Annotated in this window: 18 protein-coding genes and 1 tRNA gene; 8 read left to right on the forward strand and 11 right to left on the reverse strand. The window is 62.5% G+C overall.

Going from position 1 to position 25,075, the window contains the following annotated elements:
* Positions 1–170 precede the first annotated feature (170 nt).
* A complete protein-coding gene (locus tag MUG96_RS04510) occupies positions 171–482 on the forward strand; it encodes a hypothetical protein (RefSeq protein ID WP_246986901.1) in 312 nt (103 codons plus the stop codon).
* A gap of 562 nt (positions 483–1,044) precedes the next feature.
* Here MUG96_RS04510 and MUG96_RS04515 read toward each other — a convergent pair.
* The 7 genes from MUG96_RS04515 to MUG96_RS04545 form a co-directional block, all read right to left on the reverse strand.
* A complete protein-coding gene (locus MUG96_RS04515; protein ID WP_246986903.1) occupies positions 1,045–2,514 on the reverse strand; it encodes an FtsZ/tubulin family protein in 1,470 nt (489 codons plus the stop codon).
* A gap of 227 nt (positions 2,515–2,741) precedes the next feature.
* Entirely contained in the window at positions 2,742–3,554 is an 813-nt protein-coding gene (locus tag MUG96_RS04520) for a hypothetical protein (protein ID WP_246986905.1), read from the reverse strand.
* A 241-nt stretch (positions 3,555–3,795) separates the two neighbouring features.
* Positions 3,796–5,541, reverse strand: a complete 1,746-nt coding sequence (locus tag MUG96_RS04525; RefSeq protein ID WP_246986907.1) for a hypothetical protein — start codon at positions 5,539–5,541, stop codon at positions 3,796–3,798.
* Between the two features lie 921 nt (positions 5,542–6,462).
* Positions 6,463–6,582 (reverse strand) — tRNA-OTHER (locus MUG96_RS04530).
* Between the two features lie 45 nt (positions 6,583–6,627).
* Positions 6,628–9,267 carry a HEAT repeat domain-containing protein gene (locus MUG96_RS04535; RefSeq protein WP_246986909.1) on the reverse strand — a complete coding sequence of 880 codons (2,640 nt, stop codon included), beginning with the start codon at positions 9,265–9,267 and terminating at the stop codon, positions 6,628–6,630.
* A gap of 531 nt (positions 9,268–9,798) precedes the next feature.
* Positions 9,799–10,245 carry a hypothetical protein gene (locus MUG96_RS04540; protein WP_246986911.1) on the reverse strand — a complete coding sequence of 149 codons (447 nt, stop codon included), beginning with the start codon at positions 10,243–10,245 and terminating at the stop codon, positions 9,799–9,801.
* A 2-nt stretch (positions 10,246–10,247) separates the two neighbouring features.
* A complete protein-coding gene (locus MUG96_RS04545) occupies positions 10,248–11,606 on the reverse strand; it encodes a hypothetical protein (RefSeq protein WP_246986913.1) in 1,359 nt (452 codons plus the stop codon).
* 402 nt (positions 11,607–12,008) lie between these two features.
* Between MUG96_RS04545 and MUG96_RS04550 the strand changes: the two genes are divergently transcribed.
* Entirely contained in the window at positions 12,009–12,410 is a 402-nt protein-coding gene (locus MUG96_RS04550) for a GIY-YIG nuclease family protein (protein ID WP_246986916.1), read from the forward strand.
* Between the two features lie 38 nt (positions 12,411–12,448).
* On the opposite strand, the gene MUG96_RS04555 is transcribed toward MUG96_RS04550, so the two are convergent.
* Both MUG96_RS04555 and glyS read right to left on the reverse strand, forming a co-directional pair.
* A complete protein-coding gene (locus tag MUG96_RS04555) occupies positions 12,449–14,716 on the reverse strand; it encodes a hypothetical protein (protein ID WP_246986918.1) in 2,268 nt (755 codons plus the stop codon).
* Positions 14,717–14,761: 45 nt separating this feature from the next.
* Entirely contained in the window at positions 14,762–16,561 is a 1,800-nt protein-coding gene (gene glyS / locus MUG96_RS04560; protein WP_246986920.1) for a glycine--tRNA ligase, read from the reverse strand.
* Positions 16,562–16,694: 133 nt separating this feature from the next.
* Here glyS and MUG96_RS04565 point away from each other — a divergent pair, with 133 nt between their 5' ends.
* The 6 genes from MUG96_RS04565 (at position 16,695) to MUG96_RS04590 (ending at position 24,463) form a co-directional block, all read left to right on the forward strand.
* A complete protein-coding gene (locus MUG96_RS04565) occupies positions 16,695–17,303 on the forward strand; it encodes an SIMPL domain-containing protein (RefSeq protein WP_246986922.1) in 609 nt (202 codons plus the stop codon).
* A 130-nt stretch (positions 17,304–17,433) separates the two neighbouring features.
* The gene (locus MUG96_RS04570) at positions 17,434–18,495 is read left to right on the forward strand and encodes a hypothetical protein (protein WP_246986924.1); all 1,062 of its coding nucleotides are present in this window, start codon (positions 17,434–17,436) and stop codon (positions 18,493–18,495) included.
* Between the two features lie 714 nt (positions 18,496–19,209).
* The gene (locus tag MUG96_RS04575) at positions 19,210–19,626 is read left to right on the forward strand and encodes an EamA family transporter (RefSeq protein WP_246986926.1); all 417 of its coding nucleotides are present in this window, start codon (positions 19,210–19,212) and stop codon (positions 19,624–19,626) included.
* Positions 19,589–19,912 carry a DUF3592 domain-containing protein gene (locus MUG96_RS24390; RefSeq protein WP_443984561.1) on the forward strand — a complete coding sequence of 108 codons (324 nt, stop codon included), beginning with the start codon at positions 19,589–19,591 and terminating at the stop codon, positions 19,910–19,912. The genes MUG96_RS04575 and MUG96_RS24390 overlap by 38 nt, the downstream gene beginning before the upstream one ends.
* A 728-nt stretch (positions 19,913–20,640) precedes the next feature.
* On the forward strand, positions 20,641–22,692 hold the full coding sequence (locus MUG96_RS04585) for a PGF-CTERM sorting domain-containing protein (RefSeq protein ID WP_246986930.1): 2,052 nt from the start codon (positions 20,641–20,643) through the stop codon (positions 22,690–22,692).
* Positions 22,693–22,792: 100 nt separating this feature from the next.
* The gene (locus tag MUG96_RS04590) at positions 22,793–24,463 is read left to right on the forward strand and encodes an acetate--CoA ligase (protein ID WP_246986932.1); all 1,671 of its coding nucleotides are present in this window, start codon (positions 22,793–22,795) and stop codon (positions 24,461–24,463) included.
* On the opposite strand, the gene MUG96_RS04595 is transcribed toward MUG96_RS04590, so the two are convergent.
* Complete coding sequence (locus MUG96_RS04595) at positions 24,460–24,774, reverse strand: 2Fe-2S iron-sulfur cluster-binding protein (RefSeq protein WP_246986934.1); 315 nt, start codon at positions 24,772–24,774, stop codon at positions 24,460–24,462. The genes MUG96_RS04590 and MUG96_RS04595 overlap by 4 nt on opposite strands.
* Position 24,775: 1 nt before the next feature.
* Positions 24,776–25,057: a hypothetical protein gene (locus MUG96_RS04600; RefSeq protein WP_246986936.1), complete on the reverse strand. Its 282-nt coding sequence runs from the start codon at positions 25,055–25,057 to the stop codon at positions 24,776–24,778.
* Positions 25,058–25,075: the final 18 nt, after the last annotated feature.

The raw sequence follows: 25,075 nt of genomic DNA on the forward strand, positions 1-25,075 counted from the left end.
CCAGCAAACAGTGGCGACGATACGGTCATCCCCTGCCTAGAATGACCTCGGGACGTGACGGCTGTATCCTCGCCCTGCTCGCTCCTGCTGGTCGCGCCTCGCGGACGGGGGTGTAGCCTCCCAGAGTTAAAACTTCCCAGAACCACAGATAGACCTGTAGGAGGCAAGCGGTGACTGAAATACCCGAGATACCGGAACAGTTCGATTCAGAGGAGGACCTCGAACAGTACATTGACCGGCTCTACGATCAGATCGATTTCCTCGAAGAGGAACTGGAGGAATCCGAGGAGAAGAAACTAAAGCTGAAGGAGGAGTTGAACGAGATTGAAGCTCACCTCGCAGCCAGTACCGAGGAGATGGAACACATACACGCCGCCCTGGAAGACCTCATCCAGCGGCTGGAACGCATCGAACTCCACGGCAAACCCAGCGACGTGGGCCTTCACGACAGCCTCCGCAACCCCGATTTCGGAGGGAACTGACCTATGGACCCTTTACCTGGTCAGGAGTGCCGATGCAGCAATCCCCGGACAGAACAGCCCAGAACCTGCAGCGACTGCGGGGCTCGGAAACAGTGGATCGACTACGGGCCGCACAGCAACGTGTTCGAGTGCCCGGAGTGCACCTAAAATCTCATCTCTCATAGCGGGACCCACGTTCTTCAACGCAGGCAGAATTGACATCATCCTGTCAGTATTCGCCGGTTTTGATGGTTTCGACTATCTCCATCCCTCGCTGATATTTTTCAGTCGCACGGACCTCACGGTTTGGCTTGGTGCCGCCAGTATGGTAGAGCCACTCCTTACAGCTCGGGCATTTCACCAGCCATCCCTTCCGAACCTCATCGCCACCATAGGACGTTCGATATCTCACCTGTTTTCGTCCTGCCACACAGTTATCCGATTTCCTGTTGAAGTGGAACTCTGTCCCGCAGTAAGAACACTCCTTCTGAGTGTAGATGTTTGAGGACCCACAATTCGAACATTCTGAAACCATATGGAGTGGTTGCAATGCGTATGTTATTTGTTTTGTGCAAGAGGGTGTCTATCGTTCGATATCGATTCCGTATTCGGTGGTCAGGTGGGATCGCTCTTCCTTAGTCAGGTGCATGGCGTATGGAGGCAGCGGGTCAGTGAACACCAGATAGGTCCAGACTGCGACTTCGGGTGTGTCGCCGTTGGGGAACCACGCATCTCGCTCCGCGTCTATCGTGACCGACTGGACGTCGTGGGTGTCAATATCGAGTTCGGAGCTGACAACCTGTTCGAGTTCGCTGCAGACTGAGCGGTCAATTTCGTCGCGACCATAGGCGAAGAGTAAGGCCTGCTGGACCGTCTCGTGGCAGAAGGCCGCTGCTGAGGTCCAGGCCGAGTAGGTGGTCGCACCCCGCAGTGCTGTTTCGAAGGTTGCCTGTTCGGTACTGTGCACCTGTGAGGGGAACAGTTGCCGCACAGCGGACGATTCCTGTAAAAAACAGTACCCTGGCGTGACGAAGCCGTCAGCAAGACACTGAGCGAAGCCAGTCGCATCGAGCGCTCCCCATCCAAAGCCGTGGTCGAGTGCAACATCTGGTGGCTGGAGTGTCCCGAGCAACAGGGGGAACAGGGCCCTGACCAGCGACTGGTTTGCCCTCGCTCGGGTCGCACTCTGCACCCAATCTTCGTGTCTGTACAGACGTCTGATGGGGCTCCAGTCGAGGTCACTCCGGAGGGGTTCGACCAGCGCTCGAAGTTCCTGGAACGGGAGATCCGCCGTTGTGGCAAACGATTGCAGCTTCAGGAGGTCGTTCGACACCAAAATCACGTTGTCCACCGTCTCACGCTCGACACGTGTCGCAAGGGAGTCGAGTCGTGGGATAACATTCTCGACGTATGCGGTCTTCACTTCGCGCTCGGACCCCGGAAGTTGTCGGCAGGGGCGGTCACCCTGCCGGAACGCAGGCGCGACTGCGACCACAGAGACGTGTTGTTCCCGACTGTCGTCGGATGCTCGCCACCCATCATCCCGGAAGACATCACAGACATGCTCGATAGTGCCGCTCCCGGTCCCACCCATGAGCGAACAGTAGACGATGGCGTGGTCAGACTGCAACTCCGTCGTCGCTGTGAGGTGGCTACGGATCCAGTTGCCGAGTTCGGGGTGTTCGTCGAACCACCTATCGACCCGCTCTGGGTTGCCCCCACTACCCTGGAAGGGCGCAATCGTGTGTCGAGAAAGATGGGTGGCGAGACGTTCGTCGTCGATGTGCTCCCGCGTCCTGTCGAATGTCTGCCGGTCAGTGTCGAAGAGGCCGACGTTGACGGTCGTGTCAGTACCAGAGTACAGTTCCGAGTCGTCTTCCCCGTCGATCTCGACGAGACCGAGTCGGTGGAACGCAGTCAGAGTACCCCACAGCAAGCGCGCACCGGCACCCCCGAGACCGGTCACCGTGAGTCGGTGCGCCGGATCGGCGTCCAGCGCAGGTTGGTCTCCTGGACTGGTGGTATCCGGCGCAGTTCGATTGTCTGGGCTCATCTTAATTCAAATAGCCATCTTTAGTCAATAAAAGTTACTATTAAAATATTCGGAACAGTTCAGCTGAGAGCTGCCTGGACTCCAGGAAATCAGTTACACCACCAGTTCACCGACCCGCAGTGTTTGATGGGCATCACCAAATATCGAGACGAATTCCGGCGTGGGGGCCTGAACAGCCTGTGGGATGGCACGTGGGCAGTGTCCCGGGACCGAGACGGAGTCTCTCATCACTGGATGTACGTCGGCCTTTCGGACTCGGAGGGATCGTCGCGGTCCCTGTACGACCCGGGGTCGTGTTCTAGTAGCGACGGGGACGACTGGTCAGCGTCCGTGGTGTCGACATTGGCCGCGTCACGAGTCTCGACTTCGGCTTCCTCGACGTCCGGGAGCTGTTCGACTGCGTCTGTAAGTCGCTCGATCGCTTCCTTTTGTCCTCGTAGCTCTGCCGGATGCTGCTGGTCCCACTCGTCTTGCTCCGTCGTCAGCAACTCCGCCACAGCCTGTGTGAGATTGGCTGCGGTCACGAGTGCCTGGGACGGCTCCTGCTGACTTTCGGCGACGACTGCCGACCCCTCACGGTATTCAACCGACAGTACCGGCATTCCGTCCTGTTCAGCTGGGACGGCATCGGTGACGATCGCCCGGAGATCCGACCGATACAGACCATAGACTCGCTCCAATCGAATGAGGAAGAAGTCATATGACAGAGATGAATACTGGTCCTGGAGCTTTTCCAGCGCGGTCGCCACCTTCGACCCGAAGTTCACCTTGACGTCCTGCCGAAACCGCTCCCCTGTCACGAGAGTGTGGAACAGCACTGTGTACTGTCCGGGCTTCCGATCTGCCCACTGCCGCAGTTGTTCGCGCACTTCGGCGTCTTGCCCCTGGACCTGCTGTGTCTGCAGTTCGTCCAGAAACTGTCGCGTCGCGTCAAATTGACCGAGAAATGATTCAACCTCTCGTTCCATCTTCTCCGGCAACCCCGTTTTCCCGGACTCGTCTGGCTGATCATCGTCATCGGACTGTGGTTCGTCAGTCATAATAATCACTACTTCTGACTCAATCTTAGTTTTGTATCTGTAGGGTATAAACTTTGGGACGCATCCCAGATCGTGGAGTATCCGGGACTGTGAGAAACGGGCTACTCGAGGTCCCGTTGCATGGTTTCGATTTCGTTCTCGTCGGTGAACCCTCGGCTTCGATGTATGGCCGCGGTTTTGGCAGGTCGGCAATGTACTGGCTTGGTCTTTCAGGACTCAGCACACTCCGAATCGATACCAGTCACGCACCGTCGGTCTCGTGTTCTCCGGTCTGCTGGAGCCACGAGTGTACCTCGAGCGCCTGGGTTTGGACGCTCACGGGCGCTTCTTCCACGAGGAGTCCCTGGAGGTCGTCCCGGACATGACACAGCAGCGCTGGAGACTCCTCGGCCAGCACTTTCAGCGCCCACAGGAGGTTCCGGGTCGGTGTCGGTGTATCTGGGGACAGTTCCGCCCCGAACTGTTCGATATGGTCGCGGCCAAGACGAGACGCAAGGTCCGGGCTTGTCTCACAAACGTTACGCACACCGCGAGCGGCTGGTGCTCGGCCCGCGGAGTCGTCGAGGACTGAACCGAGAACCGTAACCACCGAGAGAACCGTTTCCTCGGAGACGGTTTCGTAGCTGTTTGCGGTCGCCAGTCGCCTCGCTGCTGTGCGTCGAGGATCTCTCAGCGTGGTGTGATCGGCGAGAGACTCGAGTTTGGTCACGAGGTCGGCGAACGCGCGTTCTTTGAGTGGCGTCGGAACGGAATTACCCGCGACCAGTTCACCCAGTCCGTCGACAGCAGTATCGCTGCGCAGGGTGTAGTCGGCAAGGTAGCTCCGGGCACGCTCCAGAACATCGGGCGTGACCAGGTCAGTCTCGGTCAGTCTCGTGAGTACGAATGCGGCAGAGACCTTGGCCGGGCCGGAAATCTGCTCGAGTGGGTTCTCGGTCGTGGATTCGAGGGCGGCGGCTAGCGTCTCGACGGCGCGGTGACGAAGCGGTTCTCGGACTGCTGCTGTCCCTGCCAGGATCCCGAGCCCTCTGGCACCCTTCTCTCCCAGTTCCGGCTGAAAGCCGTTGAGCATCTTCACAAGGGAGTCGTAGATCTGGCCGTGCTGGTCAGCCGAGAGGATGTCGGTTCCGACGAGTTCCATGAGCTGATCCGTCGCCCAGCCCTGGATGTGTTCCGAATCCGAGTGCTCGTCGTAGGTCAGCGCGGCGAGCAGGGCGTCGGCAGCACGCTCGCGGGTGCCGTCCTGAAATGCTTCATCACAGGCAATGCTCGCGAGTTGTTTCGCGGCTTGCTCTACGAGAAGAGGACTGGTGAGACTTCCAGGGTCACGACAGAGCACCTGTTCGAGCGTCTCGACTGCACGCATACGATGGGACTGGTCAATCACCGGTGTATCTATTTCGGCCAGTTCCTGTGCTGTAAGCCACTTTGTCCCGTCGTGATCGACAATCAGTCCAGTAGTGAGACCGACGAGGGCACGGCGTCGAAGCGACGTCGAGACCGATGGCGAGTCTGCCAACGTTGCGAGCTCCTGGACGACACCACTCGGGGACAAGTCCGGGTCGCCGATTGCGTCTGTGAGGGTGTCGATGACCAGTTCCAGTAGTGGCGTCGACATCGGAGGCGTGCCCACCAACGAGACGAGCGCTCGTGCGGATTCGGTCCGACGTTCGATATCAGCGTCGTCAAGCGCGGTGGCAGCAGTATAAACGAGTCGGCGCGTGTCTACGATCGCATCCGGAAGCGCCACTGCATCGCCGAGGCGTGTCCTGGCATGGTCATGCTGGACGATGGTTGCGAATCGAGTATCGATATCGGTCGGGAGATCGGCAGCAGCGGACTCAGCGAGGAGCCACCAGACGATACCCGGGCCGGGGTCTGCGCTACTGACGCCGATTCCCTGCTCGAGGTCCGCCCAGAGCTGTCCGGGATCGACCGGTGAGTCGTACCCGAGTTCGTGGCGACACACATACGCCCACGCCTGCACTCGATACGCTCGCTCGCCGATACCGTCGGCATAGTCGGCCGGTGGCAAAGCTGACGATGGTAGGCCGTCGATTAGCGGCCGGGTCGAATCGTGCACCGCCAGGATCGCAATTGTTCGAAGTAACTCTCGTAACTGCTCTCGCTCGCTGGTCCGTGAGAGGAGTGTCTCGAGAGTCGTGCACAGCGACTCCGAATCGGCCCCCGATACAGCCCAATCCAGATGGTTGGCGACAGCGTCCGGCCGAGTAGCAGCAATCGCGCCGACCGTGCGGAGCGCCTGTCGCGTCGCAGCAGGCGCGGTGGCGTGTTCGAGGACGGATGACGCGGCCCGCAACGCGACTGCGACGTGTTCGTCCGACTCTCCAGTGTTCGACCGTGACATGGCTTCGGCGAGCGCCGCTGCTCCGTCGCGCCGAACGGCCGCTTCGAAGCGACCGAGCAGCATCGACCTGCCCTTGCTCCGGGGACTGGGTGTGACTGCGAGCACTGTCTGAGCGATCTCGGGCACGAGATCGCCGATCAGATCGGGCCGTTCGACGGCCAGTTCTCGAGCAGCTGTGAGCGAATCTGCACGAGCCGAGAGTTCGCCAATCTTCGGATCTGCGGACAGTTCGTCCGCGAGTTGTCGGTCGAGACGGTCGCGTTTCTCCTCGACCGACGCGTCAGAAGTGACAGAGTCTTCGCCACCGTCCAGTTGTTCCGTAGTCATAAGCCGGTATTGGCAACGTTCCTTGTCGTGTGTTCTACAGCCAGATTCGTATCAAACCCAGTATTGGCTGACAGACCGTTCCTGATCGGCGATATCACGACTCCTGACGACACTGACACCAGTTGCACTCGCTGGGCCGGTATCAGCCGTTCGAGGTCGGTCATCTGCGGTCTGGTGCGTCATAGACTGGTTGGGTCTGCTGGTGTTGAAAAATGGATCGGGGAGGATTTGAACCTCCGGCACGGCCATGTGTGCCGCCCCGACGACCCGCGGCCGCAGGGGACTGAGCGAGGGCGGCTGGCCGTGTGTTATGCCGGCCTACACCACCGATCCTCTCTGCACCACTTACTAATATTTAGTCAATATTAAATCCTTCGGTCAGTCGGTCGCCATCGTTCGAACACCGAGCAGCGAGAGCAGTCCCAGTGCCGTTATTTGTACGTCAACGGGCGCGTCTTCGGTAAGGACGGCCCTGATCTCGGCTCGCAGTGCCTCGAGTCGTACTGGATCGTTCTCTGCGGGGGTCCGAAGGCCGACCAAGAGGTGGCGTGTCACTGCCGGATCGAGCGTTGAAAGCGCATCGCCGAGGTCTGAAACAAACGAGTGCTTGGCGCTACCTGGCGACGGGAGCGCTCGCTCACAGATATCTCGAATCCCGCGGGCCGCTCTTTCTCTAATTTCGTTCCGATCGTCTTCCAGAGCCGTGAGATAGAGTGTCCAGACCCATCCGTGTGTCTCGATCGAGGCTTCCTCTACCACTAACGCCTCGAGCCGGTCCAGAATATACAGCCGAACGGCCGGGTTATCGGCTTGTTGGGCCGCCTGGAGCACGTCTAGCGCTCGACTCACTCTCGCTGTCGTGATCAGCGGTGATGACGACAGCCGAATGATATTCAGCGCAGCCGCCACTCGAACGCGGAGATCGTCGTCCTCAAGCATGCTGGCCATCGAGTCGGCAGCCGAATCGCTGGCACCCTCGGTGAATTGACCACTTGCGGCGATTGTTGACAGCCCGTCGCCAGCGTGCAGTCTGGTGTCGGGACTCTCAGCATCGAGTTGTGACTGGAGGGCCCTGACGACTTCGTCGTCCCCGTCGGCCGGCGAGGTTGCCGTTTCTGCCCACGCTGTGAGACCGGCAACAGCTTCCTCCCGCACAAATTGGTTTTCGTCACGGACCGCAGTGCAAAGCAGATCGCGAACCTGTGACCGCTGCAGCGGCGAGAGCGACGTTGAATCCGCCTGAAGGAGCAGCTTGGTACCCTGGACGACCTGGTTCCGATCATTACCATCGGAAGCTTCGAAAGCGGTAGTCAATGCTGTGACTATCGTGTCACTCACGGCATCTGAAACTGCGGCTCTCCCGGTCCACTCGACGAGCGCTCCCGCTACAGCCCCCGCGTCGAAACGCTCAGAGTTACGGAGGGTCGAACCGAGCGTCGGAATCGCTCGTTCACACAGTTCCGGTGGGGTCGTCTCACCCGCTGCCTGTCTTTTCAGTGCATTAGCTGCAGCCTCCAGAACCTTCGTCGCAGGGTCGTCGAGCGCTGTTTCGAGTGCTGAAAAGATCCGCCAGTGGGTGTTCGAGGACTGGCCGGTGGTGTCCGCAGCTTCACCAAGTCCCCTCGCGGCGTTCCGGCGTAATTCCGCGGTGTCAGCCTCCATCGCGCGTTCGAGGACGCAGATCGCCCCCTGTCGCAGGTCCACCGGCACGACGGTGCTACTCGCAAGCAGTTTGCTCCGTTCGATGGCCAGTTCACGTACCTCAGCATCGTCGCTGTCGAGTGCACGTTCTAGCGGCGCAACGACCTCCGTCCGTGTCAGGTCTGAGCCATCTTTCGTCCCCTCGGAGCGTACGAGTTCCCATGCGGCCGTTGCGCGAACGACCGGGTCCGCGTGATCGAGAGCGGTCTCGAGCATCTCACGGACACGGCCGGTCAGTGCGGCAGTGTCCAGCGTCAACATCGTTCCAAGTTCCTTGAGAGCCGTGTGTCGGACACCAGCGTGGTCTGTGTCCATCGCAGTAGTGATCACCTCGACTGCCCGCAACCGAACACGCGATGGGATCCCATCCGAGACGGCGAGTTGCTTGAGACCCGCGAGGGCCGGTTTCTGGACGCGGCGGTCGTGATCGTCGACGACCGATTCGAAATGCTCGACGAGTTGTGTTGCCTCAGTCACCGAGAGTCGAGGCGAACTTGCGATCGCTCCGAGACTCTTGGCCGCCCTCTTCTGGATGCCGGGGTAGCCGTCTGTGTCGCGGGTCGCGAGGATCATCAACTGGTCGATGAGATCGTTCGTATTGACGAGCGATTCCGGGAGAGTCGCGACCTGGGTGATCCCGATGTGGCGCTGTTTCTGTATGACGACTGCTGCCGCGTCGGGCCCTGGATCGAGGCCAGGAATCTCTCCGACACTGTAGGTCACCAAGAGCCACCTGTACATCCCGAATGCATGTCGCTCGTTCTCGATTCGGACCCAGACGTCCGCGGGGTCGACTGGCGAATCGTATCCGAGTTCCCGACAGATCACGTGAATCCAGGTCCTGCTTCGATACTCATCGACAGTTGCGCAATTCTCGAGGACACGTCGAGGCAGGGTGGCGACGAGGACGGAAAGCCGGTCGTGGCTGACGAGGACTGCAACGGTCTGCAAAAGCGACACCAGTTCATCGGTGTCGGCCATCTCTGTGAGGGTTGTCTCGACCTGCTCGTTGAACCGATAGAGGTGGCGTTCCCCGTAGTTGTTCGCCACCCACGTGGCGGTCCAGTCGGGTCGGGTCGCCGCAATCACCCCGAATGCCCGAATCGCGTGCCCAGTCATCTCGGTGTCGTCAGCGTTCGCCAGTACCGTCTGGATGACCTCGAGAACCCTCTCGAGGCTCTCGGTCTCGTCGGTCGGGAGGTGATTGGCATCGAGTTCGGCAATCGCGGCCAACCCGTGTCGGAAGACGTCGTCCCTGTAGGCACCGAGCAGGTACTCGCTCCCCTTGCTCCAACGAGTTGCGGCGACACCGGCCATCGTCTGGCTGATCGCTGGGACGAGCGCGCCGACCTGCTTGGGATGAGCCGTCGACAGATCCCGGGCGTCGGCGAGCGCCTCGGCGCGGCCAGCGAGTTTTCCCAGCGATGCGTCAGCAGGAACCTCGCGAGCTAGCCGCGTCTCGATGGCCTCCCGTCGAGCTGCCGGGGACGAATCGCTGTCGGTCACCTCACCGGAGTCGACCGATCCGGACTCGAAGCCAGTCATAGATGCGTCTCCCGTCTCCCCACATACCTATGCCAGGTGCATCCCGGCACGATATCTGGCGGTTGCGTGGGTACCGTCGTATCAGTATACCAGTGAGACATCCGGATGTCAGTGGCTCTGAAAGACCCCGATACCACGGGTAATGACCGCCCGATACTGAAACTGTCGGGAATGGGGAACACTACGGTAGCGGTTCGGGAACCAGTGGTCGACCGAACGTGATCTGCTGGCGTTGGTGAGAGATGGAGGGAAAAGCGTCAGGGGGGACTGTTCTGGGGCGTGTGACGGCATCGGTGTCTCAGTCTACCGGAGTGTCTCGTTCTCGTCGGTGTTTTGCGGCCAGGTCTCCCTGGCCCGTTCGCTTCCGTTCATCTCCGAGAGCGACTTGTCCAGGCCGGTCTGGGAGCCGTCCTGCTGGGTCGAAGGGGTCTGGGAATGCTGCTGGGACTCCTCCGTGCCCGATTGTCCGGTAGCTCCCTGCTGACTGTCCAGGCGGCTGGCGTGAACACTCAAGCGCTCCTCGAGCATTCGGAGTTCGCTGTGAGCCTGGAGCGTCAGCGCGAGGCTGACCAGTGCCACGGCCAGCGCGGCACCGATCCCCATCGCCTGCAGGTCGGCCCGGAGTCCGAGATCGAAGACCAGGACGCCGACGATAGCGGCCAGCAGGACGGCGGCGGCCACGAGCAGTGAACGTCGCACCGTTGCGGCCGGCGTCGGGCCCTGCAGTCGTCCCACGAGAGTGTCCTTCATCGTCAGAGCCCCCTCCCGCCAAGGTCGATGTCGTGTTCATCGGTGAGATGGGCGCGTTCGTCCGGGCTGAGATGCTGTGCGTAGGGGGACAGCGGGTCGTCGATGTTGGCGTAGGTCCAGACCGCGATCTCGGGGGCACGCTCACCGGGGAACGTCTCGTCGGTGAAGCCGTCGATCGTCGCCAGCGTCACGTCGTGGGGATTGATGCCCAGTTCGGTGGCGACGCCCTCCCGAATCTCGTAGGCCGAGGTGGTCGTCACGTCCCGCGACCGGCTGAAGGCGATGGTCGTCGCCCGGTAGACGGAGTCGTTCCGGTAGGCTGCTGCGTTCGTCCACGCGGAGTACTTGGCGGCACCCTTCAGCGCGGTCTCGAAGTCCGCACCGGCTGGCACATCACGCGGGAACAGTTCGGCGATCTCGTCGACCTCGTTGAGGAAACACCGGCCGGGAGCGTAGACGCCGTGGCCGAACATGCCCTCGAAGTCCGCGGCGTCGACGTTGGCCCACCCGATGCTCATCGAGATGTCCGGGGGCCGGATGATCCCCAGATACTGCGGCCAGACCGATTTCCTGAGCGCGTCGTTCGCGTACATCAACTTGGTCGCGTCGCGCATCTCACCCTGCTGCTGGAAGTACCGGCGGAACTTCGACCAGTCCAGATTGGTCCGGATCGGTTCGAGGATGCGCCGGAGTTCGTTGTAGGGCATGAGTTTCGAGAGCGCGTGTGACTGGAGCGTTAACAACCCGTTCGACACCGGCGTCAGAGCGTTGATGTTGCCCTGCTTGACGTGGGTATTGAGGTCATCCAGCCGCGGGATGACGTTGTTCACGAAGGCCGTCCCAGGCATGCCCTCCTCGTCAGCGAGTTGCTTGCGTGGGCGGTCGCCGTGCCGGAACGCCGGCAGGATGGCGACGATGGTGACCGGCCCGCGCTGGTCGTCGTCGGCCTGCAGGTACTTCCCGTCAGTGATGTCCCTGCAGAAGCGGTGTGAGCCCGCGTTGCCCGATCCGCCCAGCAGCGCGATGTGGACGATGGTTCCGGCGGGGTGTTGCTCTCCCTCCGGCGTGTGCTGGTTGACGAGCCAGTCTGCGAGGTCCGGGTTGTTGTCGAACCAGCGCAGTACCCGCTCGGGATTGCCACCGCTGCCCTCGTAGGGGGCAATGGTGTTCGAGAGGATGTACTCGGCGAGGGTCGGGTCCTCGACGGCCTCGGGCACCTCCTGTTCGATGAGTTCGTCGGTGTCGAGAACGCCGATCTCCAGGACTGAACCGTCGTCCGTGGTGATCTGGGTGCCACCCATGCCCGCGTTGTCGATGTCGATGTATCCACACCGATTCAGCGTATCGATGACGATCAGCATGGTACGGGACCCTCCCTCGCCCATCCCAGTGACCTGAACTGGGCGAGATTGCTGTGCATGCGTCGATTCGACAGCAGACGACTCGGTTGCGGGACCACCGTCGGGTTGTCCTGCCGGGCCGAATCGGTCTCTATCGTCGCGTTCCATTGCATCCACTAGTACAGGTATGGTAGTAAATAAAAGTTTTTCTTAGTCATTATAGTCGTGGGTTTCGCGAATTACAGAATCTCCGCAGGAATCGAATGCGGTTTAATATGCTCGTCTAAGGTTGTGTACGAGGATATAAATTGAATACTGCTCTGTCCTCTTGCATATTCGAAACGCGGACTGATTTGTGATTATGAGTAATTATTATCTATATTGACGTGCAACGCCCGAATACACCGAGCAAATCGGTTGAGGGTGACCACCGAATCCACGATGCCCCCGAAAGGCCGTCCGTATGGGTACAGTCCGGAGAAAATCCGGACGAAAGTTCCCGAGGAGCCCGGCGTGTACTGGCTCTGGTCGTTTGGCCGCCTGGTACGTGTCGGACAGTCGGTGAACCTCCGCCGGCGTCTCCTCGAATACAGCGATCAACAGCCGAACAGATTCCGATTCCAGACCGTTCGACAGTACTTTGCTCGTCGGTCGTGGGCGCTCCACCCACTGACGCCATCGGTCAAGCGATGTCTCGACAAGATCGAACACGCCGAACTCACTTGGTTCCAGCGGAAACACGGTCGGTTACCCGACTGGAACGCCCAGCAGAAACAGTACGAGCCGAGTATCGTCGAGCGTCTGCTCTCCACCGCCCTGTCTTGAGACACGTACCGGCAACTGGCAACGGCAGGGTCGTCCAGCTAGCCCATATCCGGGTGCAGCGTCCGCGTCCCACTGTAGGTGTGGAGCGTATCCAGCACTACGTGTGCCTCGACGACGAAGTTCCCGGACAACTCCGCGAGGCTGTACGATCTGTCGGGTTCCCCACGCTCGACGTCGTACAGAGAGGGGTCGACCGTCACCTCCTGTCCATCGACAGCGACGGTAACGGATTCGATACCGAGCGCGTCGTGGCCGTCGGCTGCCAGTTCCTCGAGAGCCGCTTCGACGTTGTCAGGCCCGACGTCAGCGAACCGCGGGCCGAACGTCGAGTAGTCGGGTTCGATGGAGACCGCCGCAGACTGGCTCCACGTCGAGCGGAGGTGTTCACGGATTCCGGTAACATCGAGCGTGTACTCGACAGTGATCGTTTCGCCGGGCTCGAGTACCACCTCTCGGGTCGGTCGACCGATGACCTCCTCGTCACTCAGTTGCTCGACGGAGAGTCGACAGGAGGCTGTCGTCAGCCGGTCGAGAGGGTTCTCGAACTCCACCGTGAACGTCTGCGTGTCGGTAGACACGTCGTGGAAGCTACCCCAGAGACGCGGGAATGTGACGTCGCCGGTGTCGTCGTGGGGGGCGTCGAAGACATACGCACAATTGGCACAGATCCCGAGGGCGCGTGCAGCCGGTCCGAACCGATCCTCTCGCACCCGCAGGTAGACCGTGCCGTGACAGTACGGACAGCCGCTGTCGAGTGTCTCCGGCTGTGCCGTGTCGGTCCGAGACAGATAGAGGTCCTGTATGGAATCCGACTTCCGCTCACAGACCGTCTCGACAAGGTTCCCACGGGCGCGTTCGAGGTGTTCACTCGCCTCCGCGAGCGCGTCGAGTGTCTCTCGGTAGTCCTGAACTGCGAACCGTTCGGCCGCAGCTTTCTCGTTGACGCGTCGCAGCGCACTACGGCACTCCTTCATCGACTGTCGGGTGGCTCTCTCCGGCAGCTCAGCCCAGAGGATCTGCTCGGCATCCGGGACTGACTCAGTAAGTGTTGCCATCCGTGCGACGGTTGTGTCCGACCTGTCCTCGGGGGCGAGTGCCGCGAGTCGCGACCGTGACTCGTCGATGGTTCGAGACGGTGCCACCTCGAACTCGAACTGGTCGGCGACGATCAGTCCCCACGCGTTGATGACGACCCGGACGTCTTCGCCTTCGCGGAAGGCCGTATAATACAGCGGATGCTTCGGGCCGTCGACACAGCGCACGGCGAACGTCTCCGCGTCCGCAGCGAAGACGTCCGCCGGTACCCGGACGTCGATGATGGGGGAATCAACGTCGGAGACGGTGACGAAACACCGATCGTCGGCCCGCTCGAGCGTGGTCGTGTACGTCTGGTCACGGACAGTAGCAGGCGAGGGTTCGTGCGACGGGAGACCGGCGACGACGTAGGGGTACGGCTCGACGCCTGCAGTGACCGCACTTCGGTTGAGGATGTACGCACGCTCGCCGGCCGAGTACCCAGCACGGAGCAAATTGTGATGCAGGGGTCCATGGTGTTCGACACACTCCGTGATGCGGTACGTCCCGATCATCGACTCGGCGCCTGCGAGCAGGCTCAGCGCGGTGTGAACCGGTCGGTCCTTGCCATCGTTCATATTCTGCAAAAGCGCGCTACAGCCATCGAGGAAGACCTGCGGTATTTCGAGGGTTTCGGCCAGAATTGCCTGCTCCTCGACGCGCTGGGACCCTGCGTCCTGGTCGACGAACGGTGGTTGTTGTCCGTCGAACGCGAAGTCCGCTGGCGCTGCCGGAAAGCCGCTCAACAGCCCGTCCGCGAGCCGGGAGAACATGTGCGAGCCGTGAAGCACTGTCGACAGCGAGTCGATCCCGCCGTCAGCCAGTCCCCGGAGCTGGGCCCGTCGGACCGAATCGCCGGTCAGGAGTGCGGCAGTCTCGTCGTTCGTCCCGATCGATTCGTTCGCGTCCGGGACTGCGATACAGTGCTGCGTGTCTGCTGACTCCGCCGCCGTCGCTGTCGATTGCGCCCGGTCGAAATAGAGGTCACGAGCCTCTTCGGGCGTGCGGCCGGTTATCAGCCCGGCGTCGAGGGTGTACGGTTCGGCCTCCATGAACCGCGTCTGGATGGCGCGCAGGTCCGACGGCTGGATCGACCCGGGCGCGTCGACGATCAGCACGCTGTCGGCCTGGTGGACGCGGTTGATGTCCGAAACGACCGGCTCGTTCCGGTCGGCCGCGATCTCTTCGGCGAGCGCCGCGTACGGTCCGTCCGCTGCACGTGTAAAGATCATGCCTGTGAATCTCCTGAATTGAACCGCTCCGGGGGTCGGGACCGATCAGGCCGCCTCCGCCTTCGGTTCGGTTCGGATCTGGTACGCCTCGAGCAGGTCGTCGAACTCGCGTGCCCCGGCCTGCAGGGCGGTGAGTTCCGCGGCGAGGTCTTCGACGGGGACCCAGACCTGCGCGGTCGAATCCCGGTCGCGGATCGTCACCCGCTCGACGGAGCCGTCGACGACCCCTTCGGGGTCCACCGTGACACAGAAGGGGGTCCCGGCCTCGTCTTGTCGGCGGTAGCGACGGCCGATTCGCCCCCCGGCGTCGAACTCGACCGGAAGCCCTGCCGAACGAAGCTCGTCGGCGAGAGACCGTGCCGCGTCGTCGACTGTATCGCGGAGGGGGAGGACGGCGGCGAGCGTCGGTGCAACGACCGGGTCCAGGGACATGACGGTCCGCTGATCGTCGCTCCCGGGAACTGCGTCGACCTCGAGTGCGTGGTGGAGCACGCTGTAGACGATGCGGTCGATGCCGAACGACGGCTCGATGATCTTCGGATGCTCGTGGTCGCCCTCCTTCGTGACCTCGACGCGCTCCACGTCGACCGCGTCGGTCGGGACCGTCACCTCGCCGTTGCCGAGTTCGACCGTCACCGTGTCGCCGTCGAAGGCGGACGGATCGGCTGCGCCCTTCCGTTCGAGCGCCTGCTTGACGGCGTCGGCCTGCTCGCCGAACTCCGGCCCGATGACGCTCATGTCCGGATCGACGACGACCTGCTCTTCGGTGCGGGGCGCGTCGAAGGGCCTGAAGATCTGGTAGGCGGTCTCGTCACCAGTGTGAGCCCCGTGTTTCCGCAGATCGTAGCTCCCGCGGTCGGCGAATCCGGTCACTTCGAGCCAGTCACTGTCGATCTCCGTTTCGGCGTCCCAGCAGTCAGACGCGTAGTGGGCGCGCTCGTCGGGCTGGTGCTGCCGGAACCGAAGCCGTGCGGGGTCGATGCCGATGCGGACGTACCACTCCTTCGCGATGCCGATGTAGTACGCGATCCACGGGTCGGCGATGACGCCCTCGTCGACGGCCTCGCCGATCGTCGTGTCGAACGGGGCGCCGTCGTCTGCCTGCTGGGCCTCGCTCGGGTACAGCGTCACCGGCACCTCGCGAACCCGTTCGAGGTCGGGCTCGTGTTTCGCGGGGTCGATGAAGTGTTCCAGTTCGGCCTGGGTGAACTCCCGTAGCCGCTCGAGTCCGCCCCGCGGGCTGATCTCGTTGCGGTACGAGCGCCCGATCTGGGTGACAGCGAAGGGCAATTGCTTGTTTTCGTACTGTTTGAGTCGGTGGAAGTCGGCGAAGATGCCCTGTGCCGTCTCCGGACGGAGATAGCCGGGCGTCGAGCTACCCGGCCCGATGCTGGTCTCGAACATCAGGTTGTGGTCGATCACGGACTGGCCAGTTAGGTCAGTGCCGCACTCGGGACAGACGAGCTCGTGCTCCGCGATGAGTGATTCGACCTCCTCGTTGGGGAGTGACTCCGCTTCCTCGATGCCGGTGTTGTCCTCGACGATGTGATCGGCCCGTTCGCTCTGTCCGCACTGTGGACACTCGACGAGCATGTCGTCGAACCCGTCGAGGTGTCCCGAAGCCTCGAACACGGCTTCGCCCATCACGGTCGGCGCTTCGATCTCGACGTGCCCCTCCTCGACGGTGAACCGCTGGCGCCAGTCGTTCTCGATTCGCCGCTTGACGCCGGTCCCGTGGGGTCCGAGCGTCCAGAGTCCGCCTTCTCCACCGTAGTTCTCCGCAGTCTGGTGGAAGAAGCCGACTCGCTTTGCCACACTCCGCAGGTTGTCGTCGTGATCTGTCATCACAGCCTTGCGTTTCGACTGGTTTAACTTATACTTACCGATAACTAGCAATAATGACTTTGGCTTAGCTATTATTAGTAATTACTAGCTACCGGGGCATAACAACTATCTGTCGACCATCCGACCGGAGCGCATGGTCGAGAGAACAGTGACGACGACCGGGAGCGGGAACCGGGTACACCCGGTCGAACGGACACACGTCGAACTGGAAGTGAAAGGGGAGGGCCCGTCGCCGGGGTCGGCTCGGCAGGAAGCGAGTGACACGGGCGCGACGGTGCTAGCATCGCTGCCCGGCGAACTGGGTCGGACGACTGGCGTTCGCATCGACGAGGGGACGTTTCCCGATGACGACGAGGATCTGCCCTTCACTGCCCGGCAAACCGTCGAAGCGACCCCCATGCCCGACGAAGCAGCGGCAGTCGTCGTCGCAGCAACCGACGCGGGCGCGTCGGTGACCAGTGTACAGTTCGACCTCACCGAGGAAACGCGAAAACGGCTCTACGACGAGGCGGTGGCCGAGGCGACGACGGCCGCACGTCACACTGCCAGGCAGATCGCGTCCGCCGAGGAGGCGACGCTCGGGTCAGTTCGAGACGTGACGACTGTCGACCCCGCAGGAATGGGATCGCTCGTCGATAGTGCACTCGAAGCTGGGCCGCACGACGCCTTCGAGTTTCACCCCGGCCCGGTCACGGTCGAGGCACAGGTCGAGGCAACCTTCGATCTTCTCCCGGATTCGTAGTATCGCCGGGGCACTCGCACTCACCTTTAGCTGTGACGGGAGCGGTGCCTCCTTCACCGACCAAAAACTGTCAACATATACATTGCTTTCATGCTGAAGATATACCCGGCTCCGGTGAGACGGAAAGCACATGGAAGATATCGTGGAGAAGGCACTCGCGGCCGAGAGAGAAAAGACATCGACGGAGGACGGCGACGACATCGAGCTCGGTCCCCCGGAGATCCTCTTGGTGGGTGTCGGCGCGGGTGGGATCGACCGACTCCAGGCGTACGAAGTCCTCCCTGAAACGGAGACGGCGATGCGTGCACACGCCGAATCGACCCGATCAGTCGTCGTTCCAATCAGTGCTGCCCCGGACGAAACGGAGCGGGCCGATCACGTCGTCTCGCTGGCCCAGGGAGTCCAGCCGACGGCACGTCGGTCCCGGTGGACCGCAGGCCAGCAGCGAGCACACGACACACGTCGTCAGCTTCGCGATCATGTTGCCGACGCGGACTACTGCCTCCTGACCGTCGACACGACGAATCCGATGGCGATGGGGGCAGCAACGGAAATCGCACGCCTCGCGAGCCAGGCGGATGCCCTCCCGGTATCGATCCCAGTGGTGAACCGAGCGGGCGGCGATACGAAGCTCTCACGCCTGATCGACGCGTCAGCGTCCGTCGTCCCCGTTGACACCGACCGTGTAACGGACCACGTCGACGGCCCCACTACCGACGGTCTGGACGGCCCCACCGACCGGGTGGCAGATCTGTTCTCCGTGTTCGTTCGGGTACTCACTGGCGCTTCGTGCGGGGGGCTGGATCGATCGGCCTGGCACCGACAGCTCTCGAACGGCGGCCTCGGCGTCCTGTGGACCGGGTCGTTCCCACGGACGGCCGACCTCGACAGCGAGATTCCCGCGAGCATCGACCCACTGTTCGAGAGCGAGTACGGTCGTACGTCGACGGTGTTCGCGTTCCTCCTGCTCGGCGCGGAGGTCACTCGAGCAGACATGGACGTAATCGAACAGCGGGTGGAGACAGTCTTTGACCCTGCCGGGACAGTCAGTGCTGTCCCGGATGCCGAGCAGCGAGGCCATACACTCGCTGCGAACACCGATTCTGAAGTCGCCATCGACGACGACGCGGTCCACGTCTCGCTGGTCCAGTTCGTCGACGACGGAACCGAGGGACTCAGAGTCGTTCGGTGAAGGACACAGCACAGGTATTCGAGCCTGTCCGGGGTGACGAACCGCTTGTCGTCAGCGACTGCCTCGCGGAAGGTGGCGACGGTCACACGGAAAACTCGGTCGCGCCGTAGTCCATGTTCTCCCGGATGTACTGGAGGTTCTCCAACACCAGTACGGGAGGCTCTGTTGAAACCCCATCAATATGACATCCTTCCTCCTGAAACAGCCGTAGGTAGGGTCTCTGTCCTTGCGTGCTGAATTCAGCAGTCTCATAAAACCCTATCAGATATAACTCATCCAGTCTAGTCAGTTGGCTTCTGTCTGCCGATTTGGGGTATACGCACATCTACTATCCTGAAAGCCAGAAGTTCGTCAAGGCGTGGTTCGATAGTAGCGCCGGCTCAACAGGTCAGAGCCGGAAACTCACTGCCAGAATATCCAATTACTTTGACATCCAGTATAGTAGACGCTATTGGATTGAATTTCGTTAAACAAGAGCGGCTTGGTCGTTCTGAATACAGATGTGTTATGAAATCGGCAGTGGCTGCTGAATACAGAGCGTGCAGTTAGCAGACTGGTCGCTACGTCACAGTACGCCCGTACTCTTTTACTGCCCTCTGACTTTGCGAGTTGCGGGTCAGGATGACATAGGTGCCACCCGCCGACGACTGACCGCTCGTTCCATTTTCATCCGGTAGCACCAGCCATATTGGCACGCAACTCGCCGTGCCTCGCATGCACTACCTGCTTTGGGCAATCCTTGCGCTACTTGCGTACTCGTTAGTGCCCCCGCTCTCGAAACTAGCGTCCGACCAGCTCCCGATCATGCTGGTCGCACTTATTGCGAACGTGACCATCACAGTCGTCAACCTAGCCGTCGTCCTGTACCTCGACGAGGGTGGGCTGGGGTCGCTGTCCTCAACACACGGCCTCTACGCGATTGCGGCTGGGGTGTTCCTCACCGTCGGCGTGCTGTCGTACTTTCACTCGCTGTCGATCGGCCCAGTCAGCGTCGTGACGCCCATCTTTGGGCTCTTTCTGGTTGGCAGTTCCGTTATCGGGATGGTCGCGTTCGAGGAACCCGCGACGGCGCGCAAAATCGCAGGGCTGGGGTGTGCCGCTCTTGCGGTTTACCTCACATCCACCGCCTGAAATACCCGAGTTGAGACGTTCCACATTCAGTAACTACTTGCGGACACTAGAGGGTATCATACAACAGTTCATAGACACCGCGTTTTCGACTCTCTCAATCGGTACAGTCAGGAAATGGAGATATCGGCCGAGAGGCGAGGTCACCATCCACTACGATCCGGACCGCCCTAATCGCGCCGTACTCGTGCCGGGTGCGTCGGGATCGATTTCTCTGGTGCTCTTCGGACTGGGGTTCTCCGCCTTTGGGGTCGTCTTCCTGTTGTTCCCCAGTGGGTTTACACTATAGTCAAGCCTGAGATCGACCTCTCCAATAGATGATGCTGCTGTTGATGAGACGTAGCGCACAACCAGGCGGTCCTCGGCGGTGTCGGCCACCTCGATGCGCTCGTCCAGCGCGTAGGGCGTGAGGTCCTCCAGACACCGCAATTCGGCGAGCGCGTGGTAGTCGAGTCGCCGGCGCCCCGCCGGCGTCGCGTCGGTCAGGCGGTCGACGACGCGGCGGTACTTCTCGCCGAGGCCGGCGTCCATCCGCTCGATTGCGCCCTCACGGGTGACGGGACGTTCGAGGTGAGCGTCGGCGAAGTGCTCCCGCACGGCCGCTAACTCCGCGCGTTCGCTGTCCGTGAGCGAGGGCTCACGGACCTCGTATCGGAACCCATCGCGAGTCTCGCGGACGGTGGCGACGACGCCGGGGTGGACCTCTTCCTGCCGGTGGACGTCCGGGGCGTACCAGGCCTCGGGGTCGTCGGGCGGTGCTGGCGCTGGGACGGTCGGCTGTGACGACTGGCCGGTCCCGAACTGCGACATAGCGGGTGTGGCCGCGTTCTGGTTTTTAAACTCTTGTACTGTGATATGTTGGCGAACCACACCGAGTTGGATCGGTCGCGGGGACCCTCGTGACATCGGACGGAAAGTCGGCCGGGCGCTGTCCGTCGTGGCGATGGCTACCGATGCTTGCCCACCCGGGTTCGTCGTTCACCACCTTTATTATATGTAGTAGTAGAATAATTGGGTATGACACGTTACAGAAGTGGTCCCCTGATGGGCGTGTTGCTCGCCCTGCTCGTAGTCGTGAGCCTCGTGCCGGCTGGAAGCGCCGGGGCGGCGGCTCCACAACAGTCCGCAGTCCAACAGTCTTCGGCCCAGGAGTCCGCACAGGAGGACGACGGGGTAGATAAGGCAGACGAAGTCTACGTTCGCGAGAACGGTGACGCGGTCCTCGTGTACGACCAGGAACAGAGTTCGACCGAGCCCGAGACCCAGGGCGAGTTCGGACTCGACGTGAGCTCGAACCTCGCGTACCTGCTCGTGACCCAGCCCCGCGAGGGGACTGGCGACACGACCGGCCAGGCGACACTCTCGCTGACGCCGACGGAGTTCGTCGGGAACGGCTCGCTCTCGGCACGGCAGCCGGCCCTGCTCGAAGAGTTCTCGATGGAGCTGTCGGGCCAGTCGACCGACCAGAACGCCGACGGGACGCTGACGGTCGACGCGACGGTCAACACGGCCGGGACGGGTGCAAACGAGGCATTCAATTCGGTGACGACCTCCGGCGAAATCACGTCGACCGCATCGCAGTTCACCGCGACCGGCGACTTCGACGCCGACCTCCAGGCGTCGCCGATGACGTCCGCGACGTCACCGTCCTCGTTCTCCTTCGCCCTCTCGGAGAGTGACGGCGGGTACACCGTCGACGTGGACCGCAACGAGACGGTCTTCTCCTTCGGCGAGTCCGAGTGGGAGACCCGCGAGTCCGCACTGGAGACACTCGAAGAACAGTACCAGCTGACCGCCGAGGAGCTCGAAGGGTCGGCCGACATCACGCTGGAGGAGTACTCCTACACCGAGGTCCCGAGTCCCGGTGAGCGGTCCTCGAACCAGTACCGGCTCGACATCGCTTACACCGTCGAGTACGCTGACATCGAGAGCCAGCTCGCGGACGCCATCGCGCGGAACATGACGAACGACCCCGACCTCGACCTCACCCAACAGGAGGCCGAAGAGTTCGCGACCCGCCTCGAGGAACTCTCGATCAACGACGTCTCGGCGAGCTACGATACTGGTCCCGAGGCCGTGACCGCCGACTTCTCGGTCGACCTCGAGAACTACGACGCCGCCCTGCTTGGCTTCCTCGAAGTCGCGGAGTCCGCCGATACGGAGGGCGTGAACTCGGCGTCGTTCCAGGGCCTGGACCGGCTCCGCTCGCAGATCGAAGCTCAGGAGGCCGCGAACCTCCAGCAGACCTACACCTGGAACGGTGAAGTGACGAAGCCGAGCACCCAGTCGGTCACGCTCGACTTCGACGCGAACTACGAGACCGAGAACTGGCAGGCCTACATCTCGGAACTCGACACGCGCGGGATCGACACCCCCCGGACCGAGTACGAGTTCACGGGGACGTCGACCGGCGAGCGGCTGAACTTCGAGGGGAGTGTGACCGCAGAGGGCGACCTCTTCGCCGGGATGACCGAGCAGTTCGCGAACGCCACGCAGGACGATCCCGAAGCCCAGCGGGCGCTCGAAGCGTTCCAGCAGTCCGACTTCCAGGTCGGCAGGATGGACGTCAACGTCAACGAGAGCACCGTCACCCTCGAGGGCGGTGCCCAGTTCGAGAACATGTCCGCGATCCGTGACGCACTCGCCGAGTCCGAAGAGAATTTCCCCGCGGGGCTGACGAGCGTCGTTGCCCAGCCGGAAGACGGCGAGACGCGGACCTACGTGACGGTCGAAGGCGCCGTCAGTAGCGGGGCCTCCGAGAGCGACGTTCGCGCGCTGGAGTACGTCGGCGACGACACGACGATCAATATGGCCGGCGACTGGGACCGCGAGTTCCCCACGCTCGACACCGAGAACGCACGCGACTACCTCGGTATCGAGGACGAGTCCGCGGGCGACTCCGGGAGTGACGGCGACGAGGGTACCGACGGCGACGAAGGTACCGACGGCACCGACACGGCAGGCAACGACACCAACGCCACGACGACCGGCACCGGTCCCGGCTTCGGCGTCGGACTGGCAGTCGTCGCACTGCTCGTGAGTGCCGTGCTCGTCGCACGCCGCGACTAACGCCGCCCGCCGCGTTCGCTGCCCGCTTTATTTTTTGGCCGTCGCGCACGGCCCGCCGCGTCTCGCCAAGACATTTATTGGCCGCCCCTGATGTGGCGGTATGACGTGGCATATCACACTCGACGCGGACACGTACGAGGGGGCCCGTCGCGAGTTCGAGTGGGACCTGCCCGACGACTACAACATCGCCCACGACACGCTCCGGAAACACGACCGGACGGACCGGCCGGCCCTCCACCAGGCGTACCCGGACGGGCGGCGCGAGACGTACACGTTCGACGACCTCGACCGGCTTTCGAACCAGGTGGCGAACGGCCTGGCCGCCCTCGGCGTCGAGCGCGGCGACCGCGTGGCCGTGGTCGTCCCACAGAAGCCGGCGAACCCGCTGACTCACCTCGCCTGCTGGAAACTCGGCGCGGTGTCGCTCCCGCTCTCGGTGCTTTTCGGCCCCGACGCGCTCGAATACCGGTTTCGGGACAGCGACGCACGTGTGGCGGTCGTCGACGCGAGCGTTCGCGATGCGGTCGACGAGGCCCGCACGGAGTGCCCGAACCTCGACCACGTCGTCGAGGTCGACGGCGACGCCGCGGGTGACGTGCTGGGGTTCGAGGCCTTCCGATCGGGCCGGGACGACCAGCGCGAACTCGCCGACACGGACCCGGACACGCCGGCCATCGTGATGTACACGTCGGGCTCGACGGGGCCGCCGAAGGGCGTCCTCCACGGTCAGGGCGTCTGGGCGGGCCACTGCCCGGCCGCATACATGTACTACGAGCGGGACGTGTTCGACTCGACGTTCTGGACGCCGGCGGACTGGGCTTGGATCGGCGCGCTGGGCGACCTGGTCTTTCCCGCCTGGCACTACGGCCGGCCGATCGTGGGCTACCCGATGGGGTCGTTCGACGCCGAGACGGCCTTCGAACTGCTGGCGGAGTTCGGTGTCACCGATTCCTTCCTCCCGCCGACGGCGATTCGGATGATGATGTCGGTCGACGACCCGACGGCGCGCTACGACCTCGCGCTGAAGGCCATCGCCTCGGGCGGGGAGCCGCTGACGCCGGAAATCCTCGACTGGGCGGACGAGACGCTCGACGGCGTCGCGGTCAACGAACTGTACGGGCAGACCGAGGCGAACCTGCTGGTCTGTAACTGCCGGGACTGGTTCCCGGCACAGGCCGAGAGCATGGGCAAGCCCGTGCCGGGCCACGAGGTGGCGATCATCGACCCGGAGACCGGTGAGCAACTGCCGACGGGCGAGGTGGGGATGATCGCGGTCCGGCGCGAGGGTGACCCCGTCGTCTTCCGGGAGTATCTGAACCAACCGGAGAAGACCGAGGCGGCGACCGTCGACGGCTGGCACCTGACGGAGGACCTCGGCTACCGCGACGCGGACGGGTACTGCTGGTTCAAGGCCCGCGACGACGACGTGATCATCACCTCGGGCTACCGCGTCGGGCCGGGCGAGGTCGAGAGCGCGATCCTCGAACACCCGGACGTGGCACAGGCCGGCGTCATCGGCATCCCGGACGAGACGCGGGGGGAAGTGATCAAGGCGTTCGTCCAGTCGGTCGACGGGGTGACCGGCGACGACGACCTCCGCGCGGCGATCAGGGGCATCGTGCGCGAGCGCCTGGCCGAGTACGAGTACCCCCGGGAGATCGAGTTCGTCGACGCGCTCCCGCAGACGACGACGGGGAAGATACAGCGACGCAAACTCCGCGAGCGTGACGCTGGCGGTGCGAGCGCGGAGGGCGGGAGCGAGGGCAACTAGAGCGCGTCGAAATCGATACCGAGCAACTCCTCCTGAATCTCGCCGCCGGCGACGAACCGGCAGTCGTCCTCGGGGGTCGCACAGCAGATGAGGACGTAGCCGTCCTCGCGCTGGCCGCGGTCGAGCGCGACGCCTTCGCGGTCGACCGCGCCGGACTCCATCCGGGCGGCACAGGAAGTACACTGGCCGGCTCGACAGGAGTATGGGAGGTCGAGGCCGGCGTCTTCGGCCGCGTCCAGCACGTACTCGTCGGGGGCGACGTCGACGACGGTCTCCTCGCCGTCGACCTCGATGGTCACCTCGTAGCTCATCCTACAGGCCCTGGCGCATCTCCCAGATGCTGAGTGCCTCCAATCGCGAATCGCTCTCCGTGTCGGGGTTCTCGCCGGCGCTGACGGCGACGCCCTCGGCGGTGACGCTGCCGTCGCCGCTGGCGTCGAGGATGAATGATACGTTCTCGTAGACTTCCTCCGGGTCGACGCCGTGTTCCTCGGCGGCCTCGGTGATGCGTCGGTTTACTTCGTCGTCTTCAGCGGTGTAGGAACCGCCGCTCAGTTCCGGCCAGTCGAAATCGGGAATCTCTGTCTCGCTCATTGTGTTGTGGTGTCGTCG

Origin of the sequence: Halorientalis marina (assembly GCF_023028345.1) — an archaeon.
In the GTDB taxonomy this organism is placed as follows: domain Archaea; phylum Halobacteriota; class Halobacteria; order Halobacteriales; family Haloarculaceae; genus Halorientalis; species Halorientalis marina.

Excerpts from the sequence above, each read along its gene's own strand:
- MUG96_RS04575 (WP_246986926.1), top strand. The coding sequence starts at position 19,210 with ATGCACTACCTGCTTTGGGCAATCCTTGCGCTACTTGCGTACTCGTTA.
- MUG96_RS04600 (WP_246986936.1), bottom strand. The coding sequence starts at position 25,057 with ATGAGCGAGACAGAGATTCCCGATTTCGACTGGCCGGAACTGAGCGGC.
- MUG96_RS04565 (WP_246986922.1), top strand. The coding sequence starts at position 16,695 with ATGGTCGAGAGAACAGTGACGACGACCGGGAGCGGGAACCGGGTACAC.
- MUG96_RS04595 (WP_246986934.1), bottom strand. The coding sequence starts at position 24,774 with ATGAGCTACGAGGTGACCATCGAGGTCGACGGCGAGGAGACCGTCGTC.
- MUG96_RS04540 (WP_246986911.1), bottom strand. The coding sequence starts at position 10,245 with ATGAAGGACACTCTCGTGGGACGACTGCAGGGCCCGACGCCGGCCGCA.
- glyS (WP_246986920.1), bottom strand. The coding sequence starts at position 16,561 with ATGACAGATCACGACGACAACCTGCGGAGTGTGGCAAAGCGAGTCGGC.
- MUG96_RS04570 (WP_246986924.1), top strand. The coding sequence starts at position 17,434 with ATGGAAGATATCGTGGAGAAGGCACTCGCGGCCGAGAGAGAAAAGACA.
- MUG96_RS04555 (WP_246986918.1), bottom strand. The coding sequence starts at position 14,716 with ATGATCTTTACACGTGCAGCGGACGGACCGTACGCGGCGCTCGCCGAA.
- MUG96_RS04515 (WP_246986903.1), bottom strand. The coding sequence starts at position 2,514 with ATGAGCCCAGACAATCGAACTGCGCCGGATACCACCAGTCCAGGAGAC.
- MUG96_RS04590 (WP_246986932.1), top strand. The coding sequence starts at position 22,793 with ATGACGTGGCATATCACACTCGACGCGGACACGTACGAGGGGGCCCGT.
- MUG96_RS04545 (WP_246986913.1), bottom strand. The coding sequence starts at position 11,606 with ATGCTGATCGTCATCGATACGCTGAATCGGTGTGGATACATCGACATC.
- MUG96_RS04535 (WP_246986909.1), bottom strand. The coding sequence starts at position 9,267 with ATGGCCGGTGTCGCCGCAACTCGTTGGAGCAAGGGGAGCGAGTACCTG.
- MUG96_RS04585 (WP_246986930.1), top strand. The coding sequence starts at position 20,641 with ATGACACGTTACAGAAGTGGTCCCCTGATGGGCGTGTTGCTCGCCCTG.
- MUG96_RS04520 (WP_246986905.1), bottom strand. The coding sequence starts at position 3,554 with ATGACTGACGAACCACAGTCCGATGACGATGATCAGCCAGACGAGTCC.